At 54.8% G+C, this 17,715-nt stretch carries 18 protein-coding genes; 8 read left to right on the top strand and 10 right to left on the bottom strand.

The window, feature by feature from the left end:
* Positions 1–53 precede the first annotated feature (53 nt).
* Both G512_RS0116680 and G512_RS0116675 read right to left on the bottom strand, forming a co-directional pair.
* On the bottom strand, positions 54–1,661 hold the full coding sequence (locus tag G512_RS0116680) for a 5-guanidino-2-oxopentanoate decarboxylase (protein WP_051269499.1): 1,608 nt from the start codon (positions 1,659–1,661) through the stop codon (positions 54–56).
* A 23-nt stretch (positions 1,662–1,684) separates the two neighbouring features.
* A complete protein-coding gene (locus G512_RS0116675; protein WP_028482704.1) occupies positions 1,685–2,857 on the bottom strand; it encodes a pyridoxal phosphate-dependent aminotransferase in 1,173 nt (390 codons plus the stop codon).
* Positions 2,858–2,980: 123 nt separating this feature from the next.
* Between G512_RS0116675 and G512_RS0116670 the strand changes: the two genes are divergently transcribed.
* From G512_RS0116670 to G512_RS0116640, 7 genes are all read left to right on the top strand, one after another.
* Positions 2,981–3,610, top strand: coding sequence for a TetR/AcrR family transcriptional regulator (locus G512_RS0116670; RefSeq protein ID WP_028482703.1), 630 nt, complete (start codon positions 2,981–2,983; stop codon positions 3,608–3,610).
* 79 nt (positions 3,611–3,689) lie between these two features.
* A complete protein-coding gene (locus tag G512_RS21535) occupies positions 3,690–4,505 on the top strand; it encodes an ABC transporter ATP-binding protein (protein ID WP_051269497.1) in 816 nt (271 codons plus the stop codon).
* 58 nt (positions 4,506–4,563) lie between these two features.
* Entirely contained in the window at positions 4,564–5,340 is a 777-nt protein-coding gene (locus tag G512_RS0116660) for a transporter substrate-binding domain-containing protein (RefSeq protein WP_028482702.1), read from the top strand.
* A 62-nt stretch (positions 5,341–5,402) separates the two neighbouring features.
* Entirely contained in the window at positions 5,403–6,107 is a 705-nt protein-coding gene (locus G512_RS0116655) for an ABC transporter permease (RefSeq protein WP_028482701.1), read from the top strand.
* A 6-nt stretch (positions 6,108–6,113) separates the two neighbouring features.
* Entirely contained in the window at positions 6,114–6,839 is a 726-nt protein-coding gene (locus tag G512_RS0116650; RefSeq protein ID WP_028482700.1) for an ABC transporter permease, read from the top strand.
* Positions 6,840–6,976: 137 nt separating this feature from the next.
* Positions 6,977–8,407 (top strand): aldehyde dehydrogenase family protein, encoded by a 1,431-nt coding sequence (locus G512_RS0116645; protein ID WP_028482699.1) that lies wholly within the window; start codon positions 6,977–6,979, stop codon positions 8,405–8,407.
* Between the two features lie 497 nt (positions 8,408–8,904).
* Complete coding sequence (locus tag G512_RS0116640; RefSeq protein ID WP_028482698.1) at positions 8,905–9,093, top strand: hypothetical protein; 189 nt, start codon at positions 8,905–8,907, stop codon at positions 9,091–9,093.
* A 139-nt stretch (positions 9,094–9,232) separates the two neighbouring features.
* Here G512_RS0116640 and G512_RS21530 read toward each other — a convergent pair whose 3' ends face one another.
* Positions 9,233–9,739: a response regulator gene (locus G512_RS21530; protein WP_036489918.1), complete on the bottom strand. Its 507-nt coding sequence runs from the start codon at positions 9,737–9,739 to the stop codon at positions 9,233–9,235.
* A 272-nt stretch (positions 9,740–10,011) separates the two neighbouring features.
* Between G512_RS21530 and hemA the strand changes: the two genes are divergently transcribed.
* Complete coding sequence (gene hemA / locus G512_RS0116630; RefSeq protein ID WP_028482697.1) at positions 10,012–11,286, top strand: 5-aminolevulinate synthase; 1,275 nt, start codon at positions 10,012–10,014, stop codon at positions 11,284–11,286.
* A gap of 115 nt (positions 11,287–11,401) precedes the next feature.
* On the opposite strand, the gene ccoS is transcribed toward hemA, so the two are convergent.
* The 7 genes from ccoS to ccoO form a co-directional block, all read right to left on the bottom strand.
* The gene (ccoS, locus tag G512_RS0116620) at positions 11,402–11,584 is read right to left on the bottom strand and encodes a cbb3-type cytochrome oxidase assembly protein CcoS (RefSeq protein WP_028482696.1); all 183 of its coding nucleotides are present in this window, start codon (positions 11,582–11,584) and stop codon (positions 11,402–11,404) included.
* A complete protein-coding gene (locus tag G512_RS0116615) occupies positions 11,584–13,800 on the bottom strand; it encodes a cation-translocating P-type ATPase (RefSeq protein ID WP_028482695.1) in 2,217 nt (738 codons plus the stop codon). Before G512_RS0116615 ends, ccoS begins: the two co-directional genes overlap by 1 nt.
* A 10-nt stretch (positions 13,801–13,810) precedes the next feature.
* On the bottom strand, positions 13,811–14,323 hold the full coding sequence (locus G512_RS0116610) for a FixH family protein (RefSeq protein ID WP_208975043.1): 513 nt from the start codon (positions 14,321–14,323) through the stop codon (positions 13,811–13,813).
* A gap of 59 nt (positions 14,324–14,382) precedes the next feature.
* Positions 14,383–15,843, bottom strand: a complete 1,461-nt coding sequence (ccoG, locus tag G512_RS0116605; protein ID WP_028482693.1) for a cytochrome c oxidase accessory protein CcoG — start codon at positions 15,841–15,843, stop codon at positions 14,383–14,385.
* A gap of 89 nt (positions 15,844–15,932) precedes the next feature.
* Complete coding sequence (gene ccoP / locus G512_RS0116600; protein ID WP_028482692.1) at positions 15,933–16,811, bottom strand: cytochrome-c oxidase, cbb3-type subunit III; 879 nt, start codon at positions 16,809–16,811, stop codon at positions 15,933–15,935.
* Entirely contained in the window at positions 16,811–16,969 is a 159-nt protein-coding gene (locus tag G512_RS0116595; RefSeq protein ID WP_028482691.1) for a cbb3-type cytochrome oxidase subunit 3, read from the bottom strand. Before G512_RS0116595 ends, ccoP begins: the two co-directional genes overlap by 1 nt.
* A gap of 10 nt (positions 16,970–16,979) precedes the next feature.
* On the bottom strand, positions 16,980–17,714 hold the full coding sequence (ccoO, locus tag G512_RS0116590; RefSeq protein ID WP_028482690.1) for a cytochrome-c oxidase, cbb3-type subunit II: 735 nt from the start codon (positions 17,712–17,714) through the stop codon (positions 16,980–16,982).
* Position 17,715 lies beyond the last annotated feature (1 nt).

The following is a 17,715-nucleotide window of genomic DNA, read 5'->3' as shown; positions in this document are numbered from 1 at the left end:
TCATGAGCCGGATTCAACCCCTGCGATCGGGGTTGAATCCTTTCGCCTTCTACTCAGTCATCTACCTGAATGAAAAAAGGTTTTTCCGATTCAACGGCAGTCTTGATAAGGGCCTCGAAATCATCATTTTTTGCAATCCGAGCACACTCGAAATCGAATGCTTTAGCCAGCCCAAGAAAATCTGGCGTGAATAGATCTACGCCAACGGTCGAAACCTCGGCTCCAACCATCGCATTCTTGATTTCACCGTACGAATTGTTGTTCCAGACAATCACTGTTGTATTGGCACCGGATTCCCGCAAACTCGCCAATTCTCCAAGGGTGAATTGAAGCCCACCGTCGCCGATCAGGCAGATGACGGGTGCGTCAGGATCCCCCAGCGCTGCCCCCGTCGCAGCCGGAAGTGCGTACCCCAACGTGCCGAAGCCTACTGAAGAATTAAACCAAGTAGTTGGCGCAGCGGCATCATAGTAAAGATTACCGGCATAAATGGGCTGAGTAGAATCCCCGATTATGCGCGCCTGTGGCGCAGCTGCGCGCAGTTTTTCGAGGAAAATTACCGCCTGTTCCATATCCGTGGAAAGTTCAGCACGGGCGCTCATGCGCGCAACATTGGCCCGGCCACAGCCTTCAGCCAATGCCTGAGGTGACGCTATTTCCGCAATAGCACTGGACAGAGCCCGAAGAGTTGGCTTGGCGGCTCCCAGCAGAGGCACATGTGGCGTCACGTTTCTGTAGAGTTGCTCTGCCTCAACATCAACGCGGATGAGCTTTGCGAAATCTGGCAGTTCGCCGGTATCATAAATATCAAAATCAGTCGGCCCAAGCTCTGTACCTACTGCCAACACCACATCACTTTCGTTGATAAGGTGACGTACAGCTTCAGATGACCCGCTGGCGGACAAACGCAGCGGATGATCCGGCGACAGCAATCCACGGCCATTTATTGTCATGACCACCGGTGCAGCAAGCTTTTCAGCCAGAACCTGAAGGTCTTCAGAGGCCGAACGCGCGCCCCCGCCAGCAACAATCAAAGGCTTCTCGCTGTTCGACAGCAGCGCAGCCGCCGCCGCGAGATCTTCCTCCACCGGCATGAATTGAGGCTGCGTATCGCGCACTTGGCTCGAAGCGCTGTCTGGCACATCGTGGTCCCACAGATCCAGCGGGATCTCGATATGAACCGGGCGAGGACGCGCACTATTGAACACCGAAAACGCGCGATCCAGAACTGTCGGCAGATCCGCCAGTTCGTGCAACGTATGGCTGAAAGCACTCACCCCGCTCACCATGGCCTGCTGATTGGGCAACTCGTGCAGAAAGCCCCGCCCCTGCCCCAGATGCGCCCGCTTCGAGACGCTTGAGATCACCAGCATGGGAATGGAATCCGCATAAGCTTGTCCCATCGCAGTCAGAATGTTCGTCATTCCCGGACCCGTGATGATGAAGCATACACCCGGTTTGCCTGTAACACGGGCGTAGCCATCAGCCATGAAGCCAGCGCCTTGCTCGTGGCGCGGCGTAACGTGTCGCAGCCCGCTTTCCTTCAAGCCGGCATACATGGGAATGGTGTGAACGCCTGGTATCCCAAATACCGTATCAACCCCATAGGATTTGAGCACTGAATGAAGCCAGGGGCCGACCCTGTCATGAGAGTGGGACATGTCGATTTCCTGAATATCTGTGTTTAAGCAAGGGTCTCACAAAAAGCGCGGATGCGTTTCGCACCCTCTTGCAACGCTTCTTCGTGAGTTGTGTAGGAAAGCCGGACGTAGCCGCTTGCACTGGGCCCGAAAGCGGCCCCATCCAGCACGGACACGCCTTGCTCCTCATAGAGGCGATGAACAAACTGGCTGGACGTCAGTCCCGTGCCTGCAACATGAGCCATCAGGAACATGCCAGCCTCGGGGCGGAAAGGTGTAAGGCCGGGAATATCCTCAAGCGCTGAATAGAGGATATCGCGCCGCGCGCGGTAGACTTCGCGCATCTCACCAATGATTTTGGGGCTTTGCTGCAGAGCGGTCACCGCCGCCTGCTGAACGAAACCGGGTAATCCGTAAAGCATGCAAAGGGACAGGTTGCTAGCGTGGGCAATAAACTCTTCCGGTGCTACAACCCAACCGGCTCGCCACCCGGTCATTGCATGGGATTTGGACAGGCTGGCTACGGTAACCGTGCGCTCCTTCATGCCCGCAAGAGCTGAAATGGAAACGTTCGGGCTTTCAAAGGTTAGCTGAGCATAGACTTCGTCGCTAATGACCCAAAGATCATGCCGTTTCGCGAGATCGGCAATGGCCTCCAGTTCATCCTTGGTCAAAACCGTCCCGGTTGGATTGTTGGGTGTCGTGATCAGGATCGCACGGGTCGCCGGTGTGATTGCGGACGCCAATGCCTTGATATCAGGACGAAAGCCGCCATCTGGATGCGGCGCAACCCGAACCGGCACGGCACCACTGGCGCGTATCGTCGAATCGTAGGTTACATAACACGGATCCAGAACCAAGACTTCCTCACCCGGTTCGCATAAAAGGCTTGCCGCGAAATAAAGGCCGTTCTGAGTCCCTGCCACAACACAAACGTTGTCTGCGGTTACATCCCAGCCGGCCAACGCCTTGAAGGTTCGAGCAATTTCAGCTCGGAGTTCTGGAGTTCCCTCAACATCAGTGTAGTGAGTATCTCCGGCCTGCAAGGCGGCGATGGCGGTGTCGCGCACCGCAGGCGGCGTGTCAAAATCCGGATCCCCTACACTCATGACAACAACATCCCGTCCGGCCCGCTGCGCCGCAGCGGCCTTTACATGGACGTCCCAAGCATCCGATCCTTCACCCCCAATTCGGCTCGCAAATGACGAATAACGCACAGATAGATTACCCTCTTCATCCTATTTGAATTTGGGTGACCCTATCTCTTGCTGTACAACTGTTCAACAAGAAAACCGCTTTTTCCGTGGCCAATCGCCTCGGACGCCGCTAAGGAAGCTTGTATGGAAAAGGAAAAAACTCAGGAAAAGCGCCAGCCGAAGTACTCTCGAAAATCTCCGAGCGAACGGCGTGAAATATTAGTTCAGGCTGCGTTGAATTGCATTGTGAGGGATGGCCCTCACAAGCTTTCGATTCGTCAGATCGCTCAAGAAGCGGGGGTTTCGGTCGGGCTTATCAACCACCATTACACGTCGAAAGAAGAACTGGTGGCAGATGCTTATCGGCACATCGCGGCGTCGTTGATGGATGACTTCGGTCAACGCATCAAAATGGAGGGCGGGACGGCACAGGAACAGCTGCTGCGTTTTATCCAGCTTTCGTTCTCTCCAGTGAACCTGGATCCCAAGCTGTTCCGGGCATGGTTGGCCTTCTGGACCATGATGCAACACTCAGAAGAAGTATCGGCTGTACACGCCGAACAATACGACAGTTATCGCAGCCGACTAGAGCACTTGTTTCAAGAAATTATAGAGGCTGGAACACCCCTTAGAATGTCTCCGAGATTAGCCGCTTTGGGGCTGTCTGGACTACTGGATGGTCTCTGGCTTGAGTGGTCTTTGGACCCAACAAATTTTACTGAAGAAGAAGGTATCGAAATCTGCAGAAACTGGTTGGAAATGATCAAGAAATAGGTACCAATACCATGCGCCTTTACTGAACATCTGCTCAACAAGCTTGAAGTTGCGACGGTAAATTGATAGGGTCGCGGCCATGAGCGATTCTACTCACCACTCACAATTCGCTGAAAACAGCCAGTCTTGCGCACCGGCTGTTTCCGTTTCCAACCTCCATATGAGCTACGGCTCATTCGAAGTTCTAAAAGGAATAGATGCCGAAGCCGCAGAGGGCAGCGTGACCTCGATCATCGGCGCCAGTGGCTCCGGCAAGAGCACTTTCCTACGCTGTATGAACCTGCTTGAGCAGCCGAAAGAAGGACGGCTGGAAATCGCAGGGGAGACAGTCGAGTTTGCTTACAGCGACAAGGGCCGCCCGGTTCCGGTCTGCAAGCAGGTAACACGAAACCTGCGAACCCGTGTTTCCATGGTGTTTCAGCAGTTCAACCTATGGCCTCACTTCACGGTTCTTGGCAATGTCACCGAGGTTCCCATTCACATTCAGGGCGTGAGCAGAAAGGAAGCGATCGAACGCGCCGAATACTACCTTGAAAAAGTCGGAATGAGCGACAAACGCGATCAGTATCCGGCTTATCTGTCAGGGGGCCAGCAACAGCGTGTAGCGATTGCCCGCGCTCTGGCGACAGAACCTGATGTGATGCTGTTTGACGAACCAACCTCTGCACTTGATCCCGAACTGGTCGGTGAAGTCCTGAACGTAATCCGCAGCCTTGCGGAAGACGGGCGCACAATGCTGCTTGTGACCCACGAGATGCGGTTCGCTCGGGAAGTTTCCAACCAGATCCTGTTCCTTCATCAGGGACAAATCGAAGAGTCCGGCACGCCCGAAGATGTGTTTGAAAACCCATCAAGCGAGCGGTGCCAGCAATTCCTGTCTTCGATCATTCATTAGCGGGCTCTGCCCCGTTCAAGGCCTTAAGACAAACGACATTCATTAGAAAGGACCCATCATGAGTCTGCGACTTATGCTTGCCGCTGGCCTTGCCTTTGCGGCCGCGACGACCGCCGCCCAGGCCGAGCCCCTTAAAGTTGCCTTTGCAGCTGAGCCCTATCCTCCATTTACTTACAAATCTTCCTCAGGCGACTGGGCCGGGTTCGAAATCGATCTGGCACAAGAGATTTGCAAAAAGATGGAAGTCGAGTGCGTTCAAGCCCCAACCGGCTGGGGCGGCATCATTCCTGCGCTGACCTCCGGCAAGGTGGATATGATCCTTGGTTCCATGTCCATTACCGAGGATCGTGAAAAGGTGATCGACTTCACAGATCCGTACTACTACTCCTCAGCCGTCTATGTCGCGCCAAAAGGCACCGAGTTTTCCGGAGAAGGGGACCTGAAGGGCAAGACACTTGGTATTCAGGGGTCAACCACCCACGCCTCCTATGCGCGTGCAGCGCTGACCGGCAAGCGCATTCAGATGAAGATTTACGACACGCAGGAACAGGTCAACCGCGACCTGCTGGCGGGCCGGTTGGACATCATGCTGGCGGATCAGATCGGTATGGCCGAGTTGTTGAAGCGGGACGAAGGCCAAGCGCTCGAAATCGTCGGCAAGGCTCCTGCTCACGAAGCCTTTGGCAGCGGCGTCGGTATTGGTGTTCGAGAGTCTGATACCGAACTCAAGGAAAAGCTGAACGTGGCCGTTGCTGCGGTGTTGGAAGATGGAAGCTGTTCCAAACTCTCCAATGCTTACTTCGGAACCGACATTTGTGGCGGTAATACCGACTAAAAAGCCCTGTTTCGGGAATGGGGCAGCGCACCAGCGCTGCTCCCAAAAAAGGGAAAAAAACGTTGCACGGATATCAAAGCGAGGGGCTGGCAGACTGGGCTGGACCATTGCTTCAGGGCACCTTGACGACTCTGGAGATCGCCCTCGCCGCTTATGCCATTGGCATTTTGCTTGGCTTGATGGGCGCCTTGGCCAAATTGGGCAAGGTTCGCGTCCTCGCAGTCATCGCCAGCGCCTATTCCACCATCGTGCGCGCGGTGCCGGAACTGTTGTTGATCATCATTCTGTTTTATGCAGGCACGCAAGCATTGACTGCGCTCATGAACGCCCTGGGCACGGATGGACGCACGGAAGTGAGTGGCTTTGTGGCAGCGATTGCTGTTCTGGCCTTCGTTCAGGGCGCCTACATGACAGAAGTATTCCGCGGCGCCATTCTGGCTATCCCGAAGGGACAGCTTGAGGCAGCTGATGCCTACGGCATGACAGCCTTCATGAAATTTCGCCGTATCACCGTACCTGCCATGCTTCCGAATGCACTGAGCGGCATGTCCAACCTTTGGCTCATACTCATCAAGGATACGGCGCTGGTCAGTGTCGTGGGCTTTGAGGAGCTCTTCTTCACGGCTCAACAGGCGGCAGCCAGCACAAACAAATACTTTACGTTCTATGCCATCGCCGGGGTTACCTATCTCATGCTCACCATGGCATCCAATGCGGTTTTCTCGAAAGCGGAAAAACTCGCACGTCACGGACAAGCGAGGAGCTAGACGCCGATGGACTTCAGTTGGATCCACGATCCCTTTTATCAAAGCTACTTCTGGCAGGGCTTCGTCAACACGCTTATGCTCGTCGCCATCTCCGGTTTCTTCGGTTTCATCCTCGCCGTTCTCAACGCGCTGGCCCAGGTAAAAGGGCCTCGCCCGTTGGCTTGGCTGGCCAAGGGCTACACGACGGTGATCCGCGGGACGCCGCTACTGGTGCAGTTGTTCTTCTTTTATGATGGCATTGGGCGGCTGCTGCCCATGATAGACGGCATTCGCCAAAGCATCATCTGGCCGTTGTTGACCAATGCCTTTTTCTTCGGGTGTCTGACATTTACCGTCAGTGTCGGGGCTTATGCCGGTGAAGTCATCCGAGGGGCAATGGCAAGCGTTCCCAAACGCGAGTTGGAAACAGCCAAGGCGTTTGGCATGTCGAGCTGGAAGATCCTCTGGCGGATCTGGTTGCCGCGGGCAATTCAAATCTGCCTGCCGACCTTGACGGGCGAAATCATTTTGCTGCTGAAATCCGTTCCGCTGGTTTCCACGATTGCCGTGGTCGATCTGCTGCGCGCGGCCAATATTGTTCGCTCCGAGACGTTTCTGGTCTACGAGCCGTTATTGCTGGTGGCCGGCATTTATGTTGCGCTCACCGTCGTTCTCACGTGGGTAATGCATACTATCGAAAAGAACTTTCCAGGCGCCAAGCCTCAAAAAAGCGCTCTATTCTCGCGCCTTTGAACAAAAACCAGCCCCACCCCGATGTCAAAACCCAGCTCTTCCGGGTGCAGTGACATTTTCGGGTGTGGGGTTTTATCATGCCCGCTTGAAGCCGAAGACGGCAAGGCTGTCCACGCCGTGAACAGGAGGCACGACTCATGATCAATGCACGTAATTTTTACATCAACGGCCAATGGATGCCGCCGCTGGCCTCACGTGACCTTGATGTTCTCAACCCTGCGACGGAGCAAAAGGTCGAGCAAATTTCGCTCGCAGGTCCAGAAGACGTCAATCGTGCAGTCTTGGCTGCCAAAGATGCCTTCAAGAGCTGGTCGCAAACCAGCAAGCAGGACCGCCTGGATTTGCTCAAGGCAATTTTGACGCAATATCGCGCGCGCAGTCAGGATCTTGCAGAGGCCATGACGCTGGAGATGGGCGCTCCAAAGGGATTTGCGCTCACATCCCAAGCAGCCTGTGGGGAACACCACATCGAAGCTTTCATCAGGGTCTTGGAGAGCTTCAAATTTGAGGAACCAGTAACAGCAAATGACTCGGGCGACACATTGTTCCTTGAGCCGATTGGTGTTTGCGGACTGATCACCCCGTGGAACTGGCCCATGAACCAGATCACCCTCAAGGTCATTCCAGCCCTCGCAGCAGGGTGCACGATGGTTTTGAAACCTTCAGAAGAATCGCCACTATCAGCACTTGTATTTGCAGAAATCATGCATGATGCAGGTGTTCCAGCCGGCGTTTTCAATCTCGTCAACGGCGACGGAGCCGGGGCCGGAGCTGCCCTCACCTCTCACCCGGACGTCCACATGGTCTCGTTCACTGGCTCTACCCGCGCCGGCACGCACATCACGCAATCGGCTGCCAGCACCATCAAGCGCGTCGCTCTTGAACTGGGCGGCAAGGGCGCCAACATCATCTTCTCGGATGCAGCGGAAACGGCAGTTTCGGAAGGTGTCGCACTTTGCATGGAGAATACGGGGCAGTCCTGCAATGCCCCGACACGCATGCTTGTTGAACGTTCTAGATACGCCGCAGCTGTGGCTGAAGCCGCTGAAGCTGCCCAACGCATCAAGGCCGGTATGCCATCCGACCCGCAAAGTGATATTGGTCCAGTTATCAATCAACGCCAGTTCGACGCCATACAGGCCAAGATCAAGGCCGCGATTGCGGAGGGCGCTCGCCTTGTCGCCGGGGGCCCCGGCCGCCCGGATGACTTGAAGCAGGGCTATTTCATCAAGCCCACGGTCTTTGCAGACTGTACTGCAGATATGAGCATCATGCAGCAGGAGGTATTCGGACCGGTACTTGCCATGATGCCCTTTGATACTGAGGAAGAAGCCATCGCCTTGGCGAACAGCACGCCCTACGGTCTGACAAACTATATCCAGACAACCGATAAAGACCGCGCACGGCGTGTAGCGCATGGTCTCAGATCAGGGACCGTTGAAATCAACTACCAGTTCTGTGATTACGGCACACCTTTCGGCGGTGTCGGTTATTCAGGCAACGGTCGTGAAGGCGGTGCGGAAGGCTTGAGAGAGTTTCTGGAGGTGAAAGCTGTTGCGGGTTTGTAAACCGCCAGAACCAAAGCCTGCGGGGTAGCCGTCCTACCTTGTGGTTGCAGAACATCGAATGAATTCGTAAAGCGGGAGAAATACAGCTCCCGCTTGTTTTTTCTACCTTTTTTCTTTCATTAACCAGAACTATCGAATCGGTAACAGCTTCATGAAGCTGGTTGTATGACCGCCGTCATCCACAGTAATGCACCGGCTTTATACACGCCATGGGCGTGCACATTACGCAAGGGCCGACTCCTAGTTTGCAAGTCCCGCTTCGTTAGTGTGACCCATACTCCACTCATGGCCAATGGCGTCCTCTGCGTCGTCGTAGTGTATTTACAAGCCGACGCCACCTTGAGACCCTCTGTCTGCATTCGGGGATAATCCTCCAAGCAGCCGATACGTGCTGCCAACACTCATGACCGCCCCCATCCAGACGTTGTTCCGTTTTCCGGAATATGCCGCAGCGTTTTTTAAGGTCATTGATATTGAACCCGCGTAGGAGAATTCGAATGGAACAAGTATCGACTGAGTACGAATACTCTCGGGAAGATAGTTTTTCAGAAGCAGAGTTCATGCTCCTTAAATACCAGCTGGACGAAGACGGTTTTGCCGATCTTATTCGTACTGCCACCCAACTCCCCCCTGAGAAATGGGCGGAAGCCAGCCGTCATTTGGCGGCTTTGGTAAACGAGCAATGATACGGAAAAGATAGGTTGATCTCAAAATATCGAGGCCGCCTTTAAAAAAAGAGGCGGCCTTTTTCTTTGCCCGTATCAGGCGACCGACGATGCAAACCAGAAAATGGTCTGGAACTCGCAGTGGCTGCGGTTCAGAGGGTCAGTCTCCGTTTGTGGTGACCGGCGCCTTCCAGGCTTTCTTGTGGTTTCTGATCGCCCTCGGTGCGGGGCCAAAATAGCCAGCGGTCTTTACAAAATCGCGCGGCTGAAGAATGACAGACATGATGCGCTGGTGCAGGGCTTTTGCCGAAATGGGTTTGCACAAAAGCTCATGGACGCCCAGCTTGCGGGCTTCGACAATGCGACTGCGCTCGGTGTGAGCCGTAACCATGATGATCGGAATATAGGCAAAAGGATTATCGGGCGTACGGATCATGCGAACCATGTCCGGCCCATCCAGAATGGGCATCACCCAGTCTAGAATGAGGATGTCAGGATTGGCCCGATCAAGCGCTTCCAGACCGGCCGCTCCGTCTTCAGCTTCAACGATACGGCGCGCGCCAAAACCCTGCAGCATCGTGCGCAGGATCGTACGCATATACGCACTGTCTTCCACGACAAGGAACGACAATGATGTCAGATCGATACTCAAACGGCCCTCTTCCATCCTTTTCCGGGGAACTCTAGCAGCGGTTTTTTAACAAAACCAATCTCTCCTCTTAATCTTCAGTGGATGTTCGCACAAATATCGTCGCACCATTGGAGAATATCAGGATTTTTCTCGCAGAGTCGTGTCAGACTATGGTAAGTGCTTAGCCTAACATCGTATTTCCACAGCGCTGGAGCTTGCGGCAATCTGTCCTACGACTTTTGCGTACGGAAGCACTACAAGTAGTTTAGTAACACTCTAAAGTACCCGGTATCAGCAAGGAACATGGAATGAATTACGAAGCGATCTTCAAAGAGGCGATTGCCTCCCTGAAGGATGAAAAACGTTATCGGGTATTCGCGGACCTTGAGCGCATTACGGGCAAGCATCCACGGGCGATTTTGCGCCGCAACGGCGAAGAACGCGAAATCGTTGTGTGGTGTTCCAATGACTATCTGGCCATGGGGCATAACCCAAAGGTCATCGAAGCATCCGCGAACGCCACGTACACCATGGGTGCAGGTTCCGGTGGCACGCGTAACATTTCCGGAACCAACAATCCGCTTGTGCAGCTGGAAGCAGAGCTCGCCGATTGGCATGGCAAGGAAGCTGCTCTGACCTTTACGTCAGGCTTTGTCTCCAATGAGGCGGCCATTTCCACACTCGCCAAGCTGTTGCCGGACTGCCTGATCCTGTCGGACCAACTGAACCACGCCTCCATGATTGCCGGCGTTCGCAACTCCGGCTCTGCGAAGAAGGTGTGGCGCCACAATGATCTGGAACATCTGGAAGATTTGCTGCGCAGCGCCGGCAACGAGCGCGCGAAGCTGATCGTCTTTGAATCCGTTTATTCCATGGATGGGGATATTGCCCCTATTGAACGCATTGCCGATCTTGCCGACAAGTACAACGCAATGACCTACATCGACGAAGTGCATGCTGTAGGTATGTACGGCGAGCGTGGCGCAGGTATCTGTGAGCGTGACGGTGTCATGGATCGCATGGACGTGATTGAAGGCACTCTAGCCAAGGCTGTCGGGGTCATGGGTGGTTACATTACTGGCTCATCCGCCATCGTAGATGCGGTTCGCTCCTATGCACCGGGCTTCATTTTCACCACATCGCTGCCCCCGAGTCTGGCTGCCGCGGCGACGACATCAATCCGCCACCTCAAGACATCCTCAGAAGAACGGGATGCCCAGCAGCGTCAGGCGCAACGCACAAAAGACAGATTGAATGCTGCAGGCCTGCCGGTCATGCATTCAGAAACTCATATCATCCCAATTCTGGTCGCAGACCCGGACCTTTGTAAAAAGGCTTCCGACATGCTGCTTGAAAAGCATGATATCTACATTCAGCCAATCAACTATCCGACCGTGCCACGCGGCCTTGAGCGCTTGCGTATCACCCCTGGTCCAGCGCACTCGGATGAACTGATTGATCACCTGGTAACCTCCATGGTGGATGTGTGGAACGAGTTGGGGATCGACTTCAAGTCAGACGCCACGCTTGAAGAAGAAGCAGCGCCTACTGCTGCCATCCTCCATCACGCTGCTGGGGGCTGAACCTCACAGCGCATTCAAAAAAAAGGCCGGCATCACGCCGGCCTTTTTTTGTTGATTGAAAGCGCTCTTGACGCCTGTAAATCTCATTCACGCAGTTTGGTTTTCTGCCCCTGCTCTATTTGGCATCAGGACCAGCGGTTCGGGCATGATCGTCCGGCAAGTCGCCATCGTCGAGAATGCGCCACTTGGCGCCTTCTAAATCATCATACTGGCCGTTCTTCATGGACCACAGGAATGCGATAAGGCCTGATCCACCCAAAATGAGGGCGGCTGGAATAAGATAGAGCAATACTTCCATCAGACGCTTTCCTTGTTTGCTTGCTTGACCATGAACTGGAGCCGCACGGCGTTCAAGACCACTATAATGGACGAGCCTGACATGGCCAAGGCCGCTACCAGTGGTGTGACGTAGCCCAATACGGCAATGGGAACAGCAATCACGTTGTAAATCACCGAGAGACCAAGATTTTCCTGCATCAGACGATGAGCCTTTCCGGCTATGTCCAGCGCCTCAACCACCGGCATCAACTCATCTCCCAGGAACATGGCATCTGCTGCAGCTTGACTGACGTGCACTGCGGACACGGGAGACATGGACACGTTTGCGGCCGCTAACGCCGGCGCGTCATTCAAGCCATCGCCCACCATCATCACTGCGTGGCCTTGGGCCTTCAGGTGCTCAATATGAGCAATCTTGTCCTGAGGTTTGACTGCTGCTTGCCAACGTTCGATACCCAGAGCAGCCGCTACATCCCCTACAGCTTCGGCGGTGTCCCCGGACAACAGCTCCAGATTGTACCCACGCGCACGCAACGCCGCCATCGTCTCGACTGCATCCTGTCGCAAATACTGCCCAATCGCCAACAGGGCCCACACATCAGCGCCTCGCCGAAATGCCAGCAACGAGCTTCCAGGCTGTTCCTTTTGCCGCTGCTCTACCGCTCCCTGCGGAATACCACAGAAGCTTGGGGAACCAAGCCGTATCTCTTCACCGTCCCACTGACCCTGCACGCCTTTACCGACAACCTCACTGGCCCCACCAATCGGTTGGGTCTGCGCTGTGGCTTTGGACAAGGCCTGAGACAGCGGATGCCGAGAACTGAGAGCCAGACGACCGGCAAGCGCCAGATCAGCCTCTGAGAGGCCGCCAGCGTCACCAAGCGTTGCTTGCGGCAGTGTCACCGTACCGGTCTTGTCAAAAACAATCGTCTTTACATTCGCCAGACGCTCCACCGCATCTCCCGCGTTCAGCAAGATTCTGGAGCGGAAGAAAAGGCCACTGGCGACGACTTGCACCACGGGGATAGCCAGCCCAAGCGCACAGGGGCAGGTGATGATCAGCACGGATATGGCAATAACCAACCCATATTGCCAATCCGCGCCCATGAGGAATACCCACCCCAAAAACGTTATCAATGCGGCCAGATGCACTACTGGCGCATAAAGTTGGGAGGCCCGATCAGCTATCTGAACGTAAGATGAGCGCCCCTCAAGGGCCGTTTCCAGAAGGCGGTTGACTTCGTCAAGCAACGTCCCCTTGGCGGAGGCTGTTACGCCCAAAGTGAGGGTGCCGGGGCCGTTGAGGGTGCCGGCAAATACATTATCACCAACCGAGACCGGTTGCAGGCGCGTTTCCCCTGTTACAAGGCTTTGATCAATTTCTGACTGCCCCTCCAAAACCACACCATCAACCGAGACACGCTCCCCGGCGCGCACGAGAACCTTGTCTCCCGCCTCCAGCTTTGACAAAGGCACTTCTTGAGTCGACCCGTCGGGCAGGATCTTTGCTGCACTCTCGGCCTTCAACGTGGCAATGTTTTCGGCGAATGAGCGCGTTTTCCGGCGCATCATATGGTCAAGGTAACGGCCGGCCAACAGGAAGAACAACAGCATTACAGCGCTATCGAAATACGCGTGACGGGCATGCTGGACGGTTTGTACGACCGACAGTCCGGTGGCCAACAGGACGCCAATGGAAATCGGCACATCCATGTTCAAACGCCCGGTCTTTATAGCCTTGAGTGCGCTGCGATAAAACGGACGCCCGGCGTAAACGACCGTTGGCAACGCAATCAAGGCAGATAACCAGTGAAAGAAAGCGCGTGTTTCCATATCAATGTCTGACGAGTTGCCAGACCACACCGAGATGGACAACAGCATGATGTTCATCGCAGCAAAGCCGGAAATGGCCAACGAGCGCAACAGCTCATGACCGATCCGGTCGCCGCGGGCTTTCACTTGTGCCGGATCAAATGGATATACCTTGTAGCCAAGGGCCTCCATGAGATCCACGAGGCGAGAAGGATTGTAGGCGGCTTCATCCCAGTCCACCGACAGACGCTGACTGGACATGTTGACCCGGGCATGGCTGATGCCCTGCTCCTTCAATAGCTCGCGCTCTATCTCAAAGATACAAGCAGCACACGTAATCCCGTCCACGGCAAGTTCCATGTGAGCCTTGCCGTCCTCCTTCTGGGTGACAAATGCCTCCCAATCTCGCGTGTGCGCGTTCATGTCGGTTTAGCTACTCGAAAAACAGGCGGTTGCGGGAGCGGAATACCGGTGTATCCCCGGAACCGGCGCTGTAAGCTTCCACAACAACCGTCCAGTTGCCAAGGGCAATATGTTCGATATTACCGACGTAACGACCGGCTTCTTGCTCTTGCAAGCGCAAAACCACATCGGTGCTGGTGCTCGTGGGGCGTTGGAACTTGATGGTAAATTCGTCCCCCTGAATGGGGGCCCCGTTCTTGTCCCGCGCCTTGACCGAGACAAATACCTGACCCGCATCGTTCCGGTCCACATCGGCATCAACAGACCACTCCTTGGCCTCCAGTGCCTTGGCGAGCGCAATTTCCTCGTTGTAGCCTTGGCTGACCTCATAGGTACTCTCAACTTCAAGCCCAGGAAAGGTTCCAAGCGCCAGATACATCATGATTGCGTTGGCGGCGAAGATGACGCCAAAAAAACCCACAAAACACATCAGGACAAACCGACCCGTGATCTGGCGCGGTTTTTTTGGAGTATTCGTGTTCATAGTCAGCGTCATCGCCTCACCAGTTTGCAGAGTGAATGCCTCAGAACAGGCCCGAGCGATTATTGCTCGGGCGCTCTGAAGAAGTCAGTAATTACGACCTTCTCACCGTTGTCCGTGTTCTCCAGCACAAAGTCCAGAGGGCTGGAAGCAGGAAGGTCGGCATCGGGCTCAGAGAATACGAGAGCGCGTATCTGGCGTGTACGATCCGGCCCCATGTCAATGGCAATCGATCCGTCAGCGTTGCTTTCGACCCCAATCACTTCAGCAGTAAATTCGCCGGAATCGCTTTCTACCGCCAAGGTAAAGGTCTGAGCCTCGTTCATTTTATTGAGCACCCGCATGGTATAGCCATTGCGGATCACACCCTTGTCCTGAACAACGTAGAGCGGGTTACGATCATGAACAACGGACAGATCGATCATCTGACGGTTCATGAGCGTGTAAAGCATGATGCCAGCCGAGATCGCGATGATGGCGGCGTAAATGACCGTACGCGGGCGAATGAACTTGTAAACCGGCTCCAGTCCCTGCTCCCGCCGCTCCATATTGATGTCGGTATCGTAGGCAATAAGGCCAGTCGGCTTTCCGACTTTCGTCATGATGTTATCGCAGGCGTCAATGCACAAGCCGCACTGAATACACTCAAGTTGGCTGCCCTTGCGGATGTCAACGCCCGTTGGACATACGGCCACACACTGGTGGCAATCAATACAATCACCGGCCGGAAGGCCTTCGGCAGCGCGCTTCTTGTTTTCCTTGAGGTGACCACGCGGTTCGCCGCGGTCTGCGCGATAGGTCACATTGAGCGCATACTCGTCCGTGAGCGCGGCCTGAATACGCGGCCATGGACACATGTAGGTGCACACCTGTTCGCGCATGTGGCCTGCAAGCGAATAGGTGGTAAATGTCAGGATACCAATCCAAGCATAAACGACCAGCGAAGCCTGCCCCGTAGCAAGCTCATAGACCAGTGTGGGCGCATCCGCAAAGTAAAGCACCCATGCTCCACCTGTCCACCAGGCAATCAACAGCCACACGGCATGCTTGCCTGTCTTGCGCGCAATCTTATTGGCCGTCCATGGCTCCTTGTCGAAGTTGATCCGCTGACGGCGGTCACCTTCAAAAAAGCGTTCGACCTTAAGAAAAAGATCTGTCCATACGGTTTGGGGACACAAGTATCCGCACCAGACTCGCCCGGCTACCGCGTTCATCAAGAACAACATGACAGCCGCAATGACCAACAGACCGGTCAAGTAATAGACTTCCTGAGGCCAGATTTCGATGAAGAAGAAATAGGCGCGACGTGCTTCAAAGTCGACGAGGACCGCCTGATCGGGCGCTCCTGGCCCACGATCCCAACGGATAAATGGCAGGAAATAATAAATGCCAAGCGTAACGAACAAGATCGCCCACTTGATCGTTCGAAACGTTCCCTTCACCGACTGAGGATATACCTTCTCAGCCGATACAAACCACGTATCTTCGTCCAATTGAGTTGACGGATCTACATTCGTTGACATGGTCGTTGCCTGTCCCAGTCTTTACCAGATGTAATTGAACGGGGACGCCGCATCCAGCATCCCCGTTCCCAAAGCTTGCGGATGGGGTGTTACTGGCCGCCGCCCAATGAGTGGACGTAAACAGCCAGAGACTTAACGGTGGTCTCACCCAGACGATCAATCCATGGCGGCATCACACCGTGACGCGGATTGTTCACCTGAGCTTCGATTGCTTCGACCGTATTTCCGTAAAGGTAGTTCGGCGCAGTCAGATTGGGAGCTCCCAGTTCTTTGCTGCCCAGTCCTTCATCCCCATGGCAGGCGGCACAGTTGTCCATGTAGACAGTTGCACCCGTATCCAGATCGGCTCCGTCTTCCGGCTCCGTCCCAGCGAGTTCAGCAGCCACATAATTTGCGACAGCGCTGATCTCATCGTCATTCAGGATTTCATCGCGACCAAAGGCCAGCATTTCGCCGAACCGCGTGTCGGGATGTTCAGATCGCACGCCGTAGGAAATCGTCTGAAGGATGTCATCCATGGAGCCACCCCATATCCAGACGTCGTCCTGCAGGTTCGGATAGCCCTCAAAACCCGTCGCCCCGGTGCCGTGACAAGGCGCACAATTATCCGCAAAAGCTGCACCGCCACTTGCCAGAGCGAACTCAAGCAGCTCTGGTGTTGACCGGATCTCTTCCAGAGAGGCTTCCATGAGTTGATTGCCCGTTTCGGCGCGTTCAGACATGGCGGCTTCAAACTCGCGGTGAACGTTTGCGCGTTGGCTGTGCCCAAGGAGCCCACTGGTGTAGTCACTCACCAAGGGCCACGACGGCATCAGCACCCAATAGCCAACGGACCAGACAATGGTGGCATAGAACAGGTAGAGCCACCACTTGGGCAGCGGGTTGTTCAGTTCCTTCAACCCGTCCCATTCATGGCCCGTTGTCTCCACGCCGGAGAGCTTATCGATTTCTTTTTTGTGTTCAGCCATTAGTCGTCCTCCCGAAACGGGATCTGGGCTGCATCGTCGAAGCGCTCCTTATTCCCGGGCCACACGGCATAGATTACGACACCAGCGAAAATAGCCATAAAATACAGCAGGCCGCCGGTTTGCGCGAAACTCGCGAGTATGTTGTAGGTTGACTCCATCGTGACCTCCTCAGCGCAGGTTCGCGTTGTTGTCGTAAAGCTCGAAATCGACGAGCGTGCCGAGCATTTGAAGATACGCAACCAGAGCATCCATCTCTGTTACGTCAGACGGATCACCATCGAATGCTCGAGCTGCAACACCCGGATACCGTTCTTCAAACCCATCAATATCCCCACGATCAGGATTGGCCTGTGCGACCAGGTCAGCCCGAGCGTATTGGATTTGCTCTTCCGTATAGGGCACGCCGTAGACGGCATTAAGCTCCAAATGCTCGCGGATATCGCGTGTATCCAACTTGTTCTCCGCCAGGAACGGATAACCTGGCATGACGGAGGTTGGCGATACGGACCGCGGATTGATCAAGTGATCGCGATGCCACTCGTCGGAGTATTTTCCCCCAACGCGTGCCAAGTCCGGACCCGTTCTTTTAGACCCCCACTGGAACGGGCGGTCGTACATGGACTCCGCTGCCAGCGAGTAAGGACCATAGCGCTCCAGTTCATCCCGCAGCGGACGGATCTGCTGCGAGTGACAAGTGTAGCAGCCCTCGCGAACGTAGATGTTCCGTCCTGCCAACTCCAACGGAGTGTAGGGGCGCATGCCCTCCGTTTCCTCAATGGTACTCTTGAGGTAGTAGAGTGGAACGATTTCGACCAACCCGCCGATGGAGATCATCACCACAATACCAATGGTGAGGATCAGCGAGTTCTTCTCGAAGATTTCGTGTTTTTTCCAAGCAGACATT

It is taken from the genome of Pseudovibrio exalbescens DSM 16456 (assembly GCF_000422785.1).
Taxonomy (GTDB): Bacteria; Pseudomonadota; Alphaproteobacteria; order Rhizobiales; family Stappiaceae; genus Pseudovibrio; species Pseudovibrio exalbescens.
Note: the sequence above shows the minus strand (reverse complement) of the source record. Positions and strands in the feature narration are given on the sequence as shown.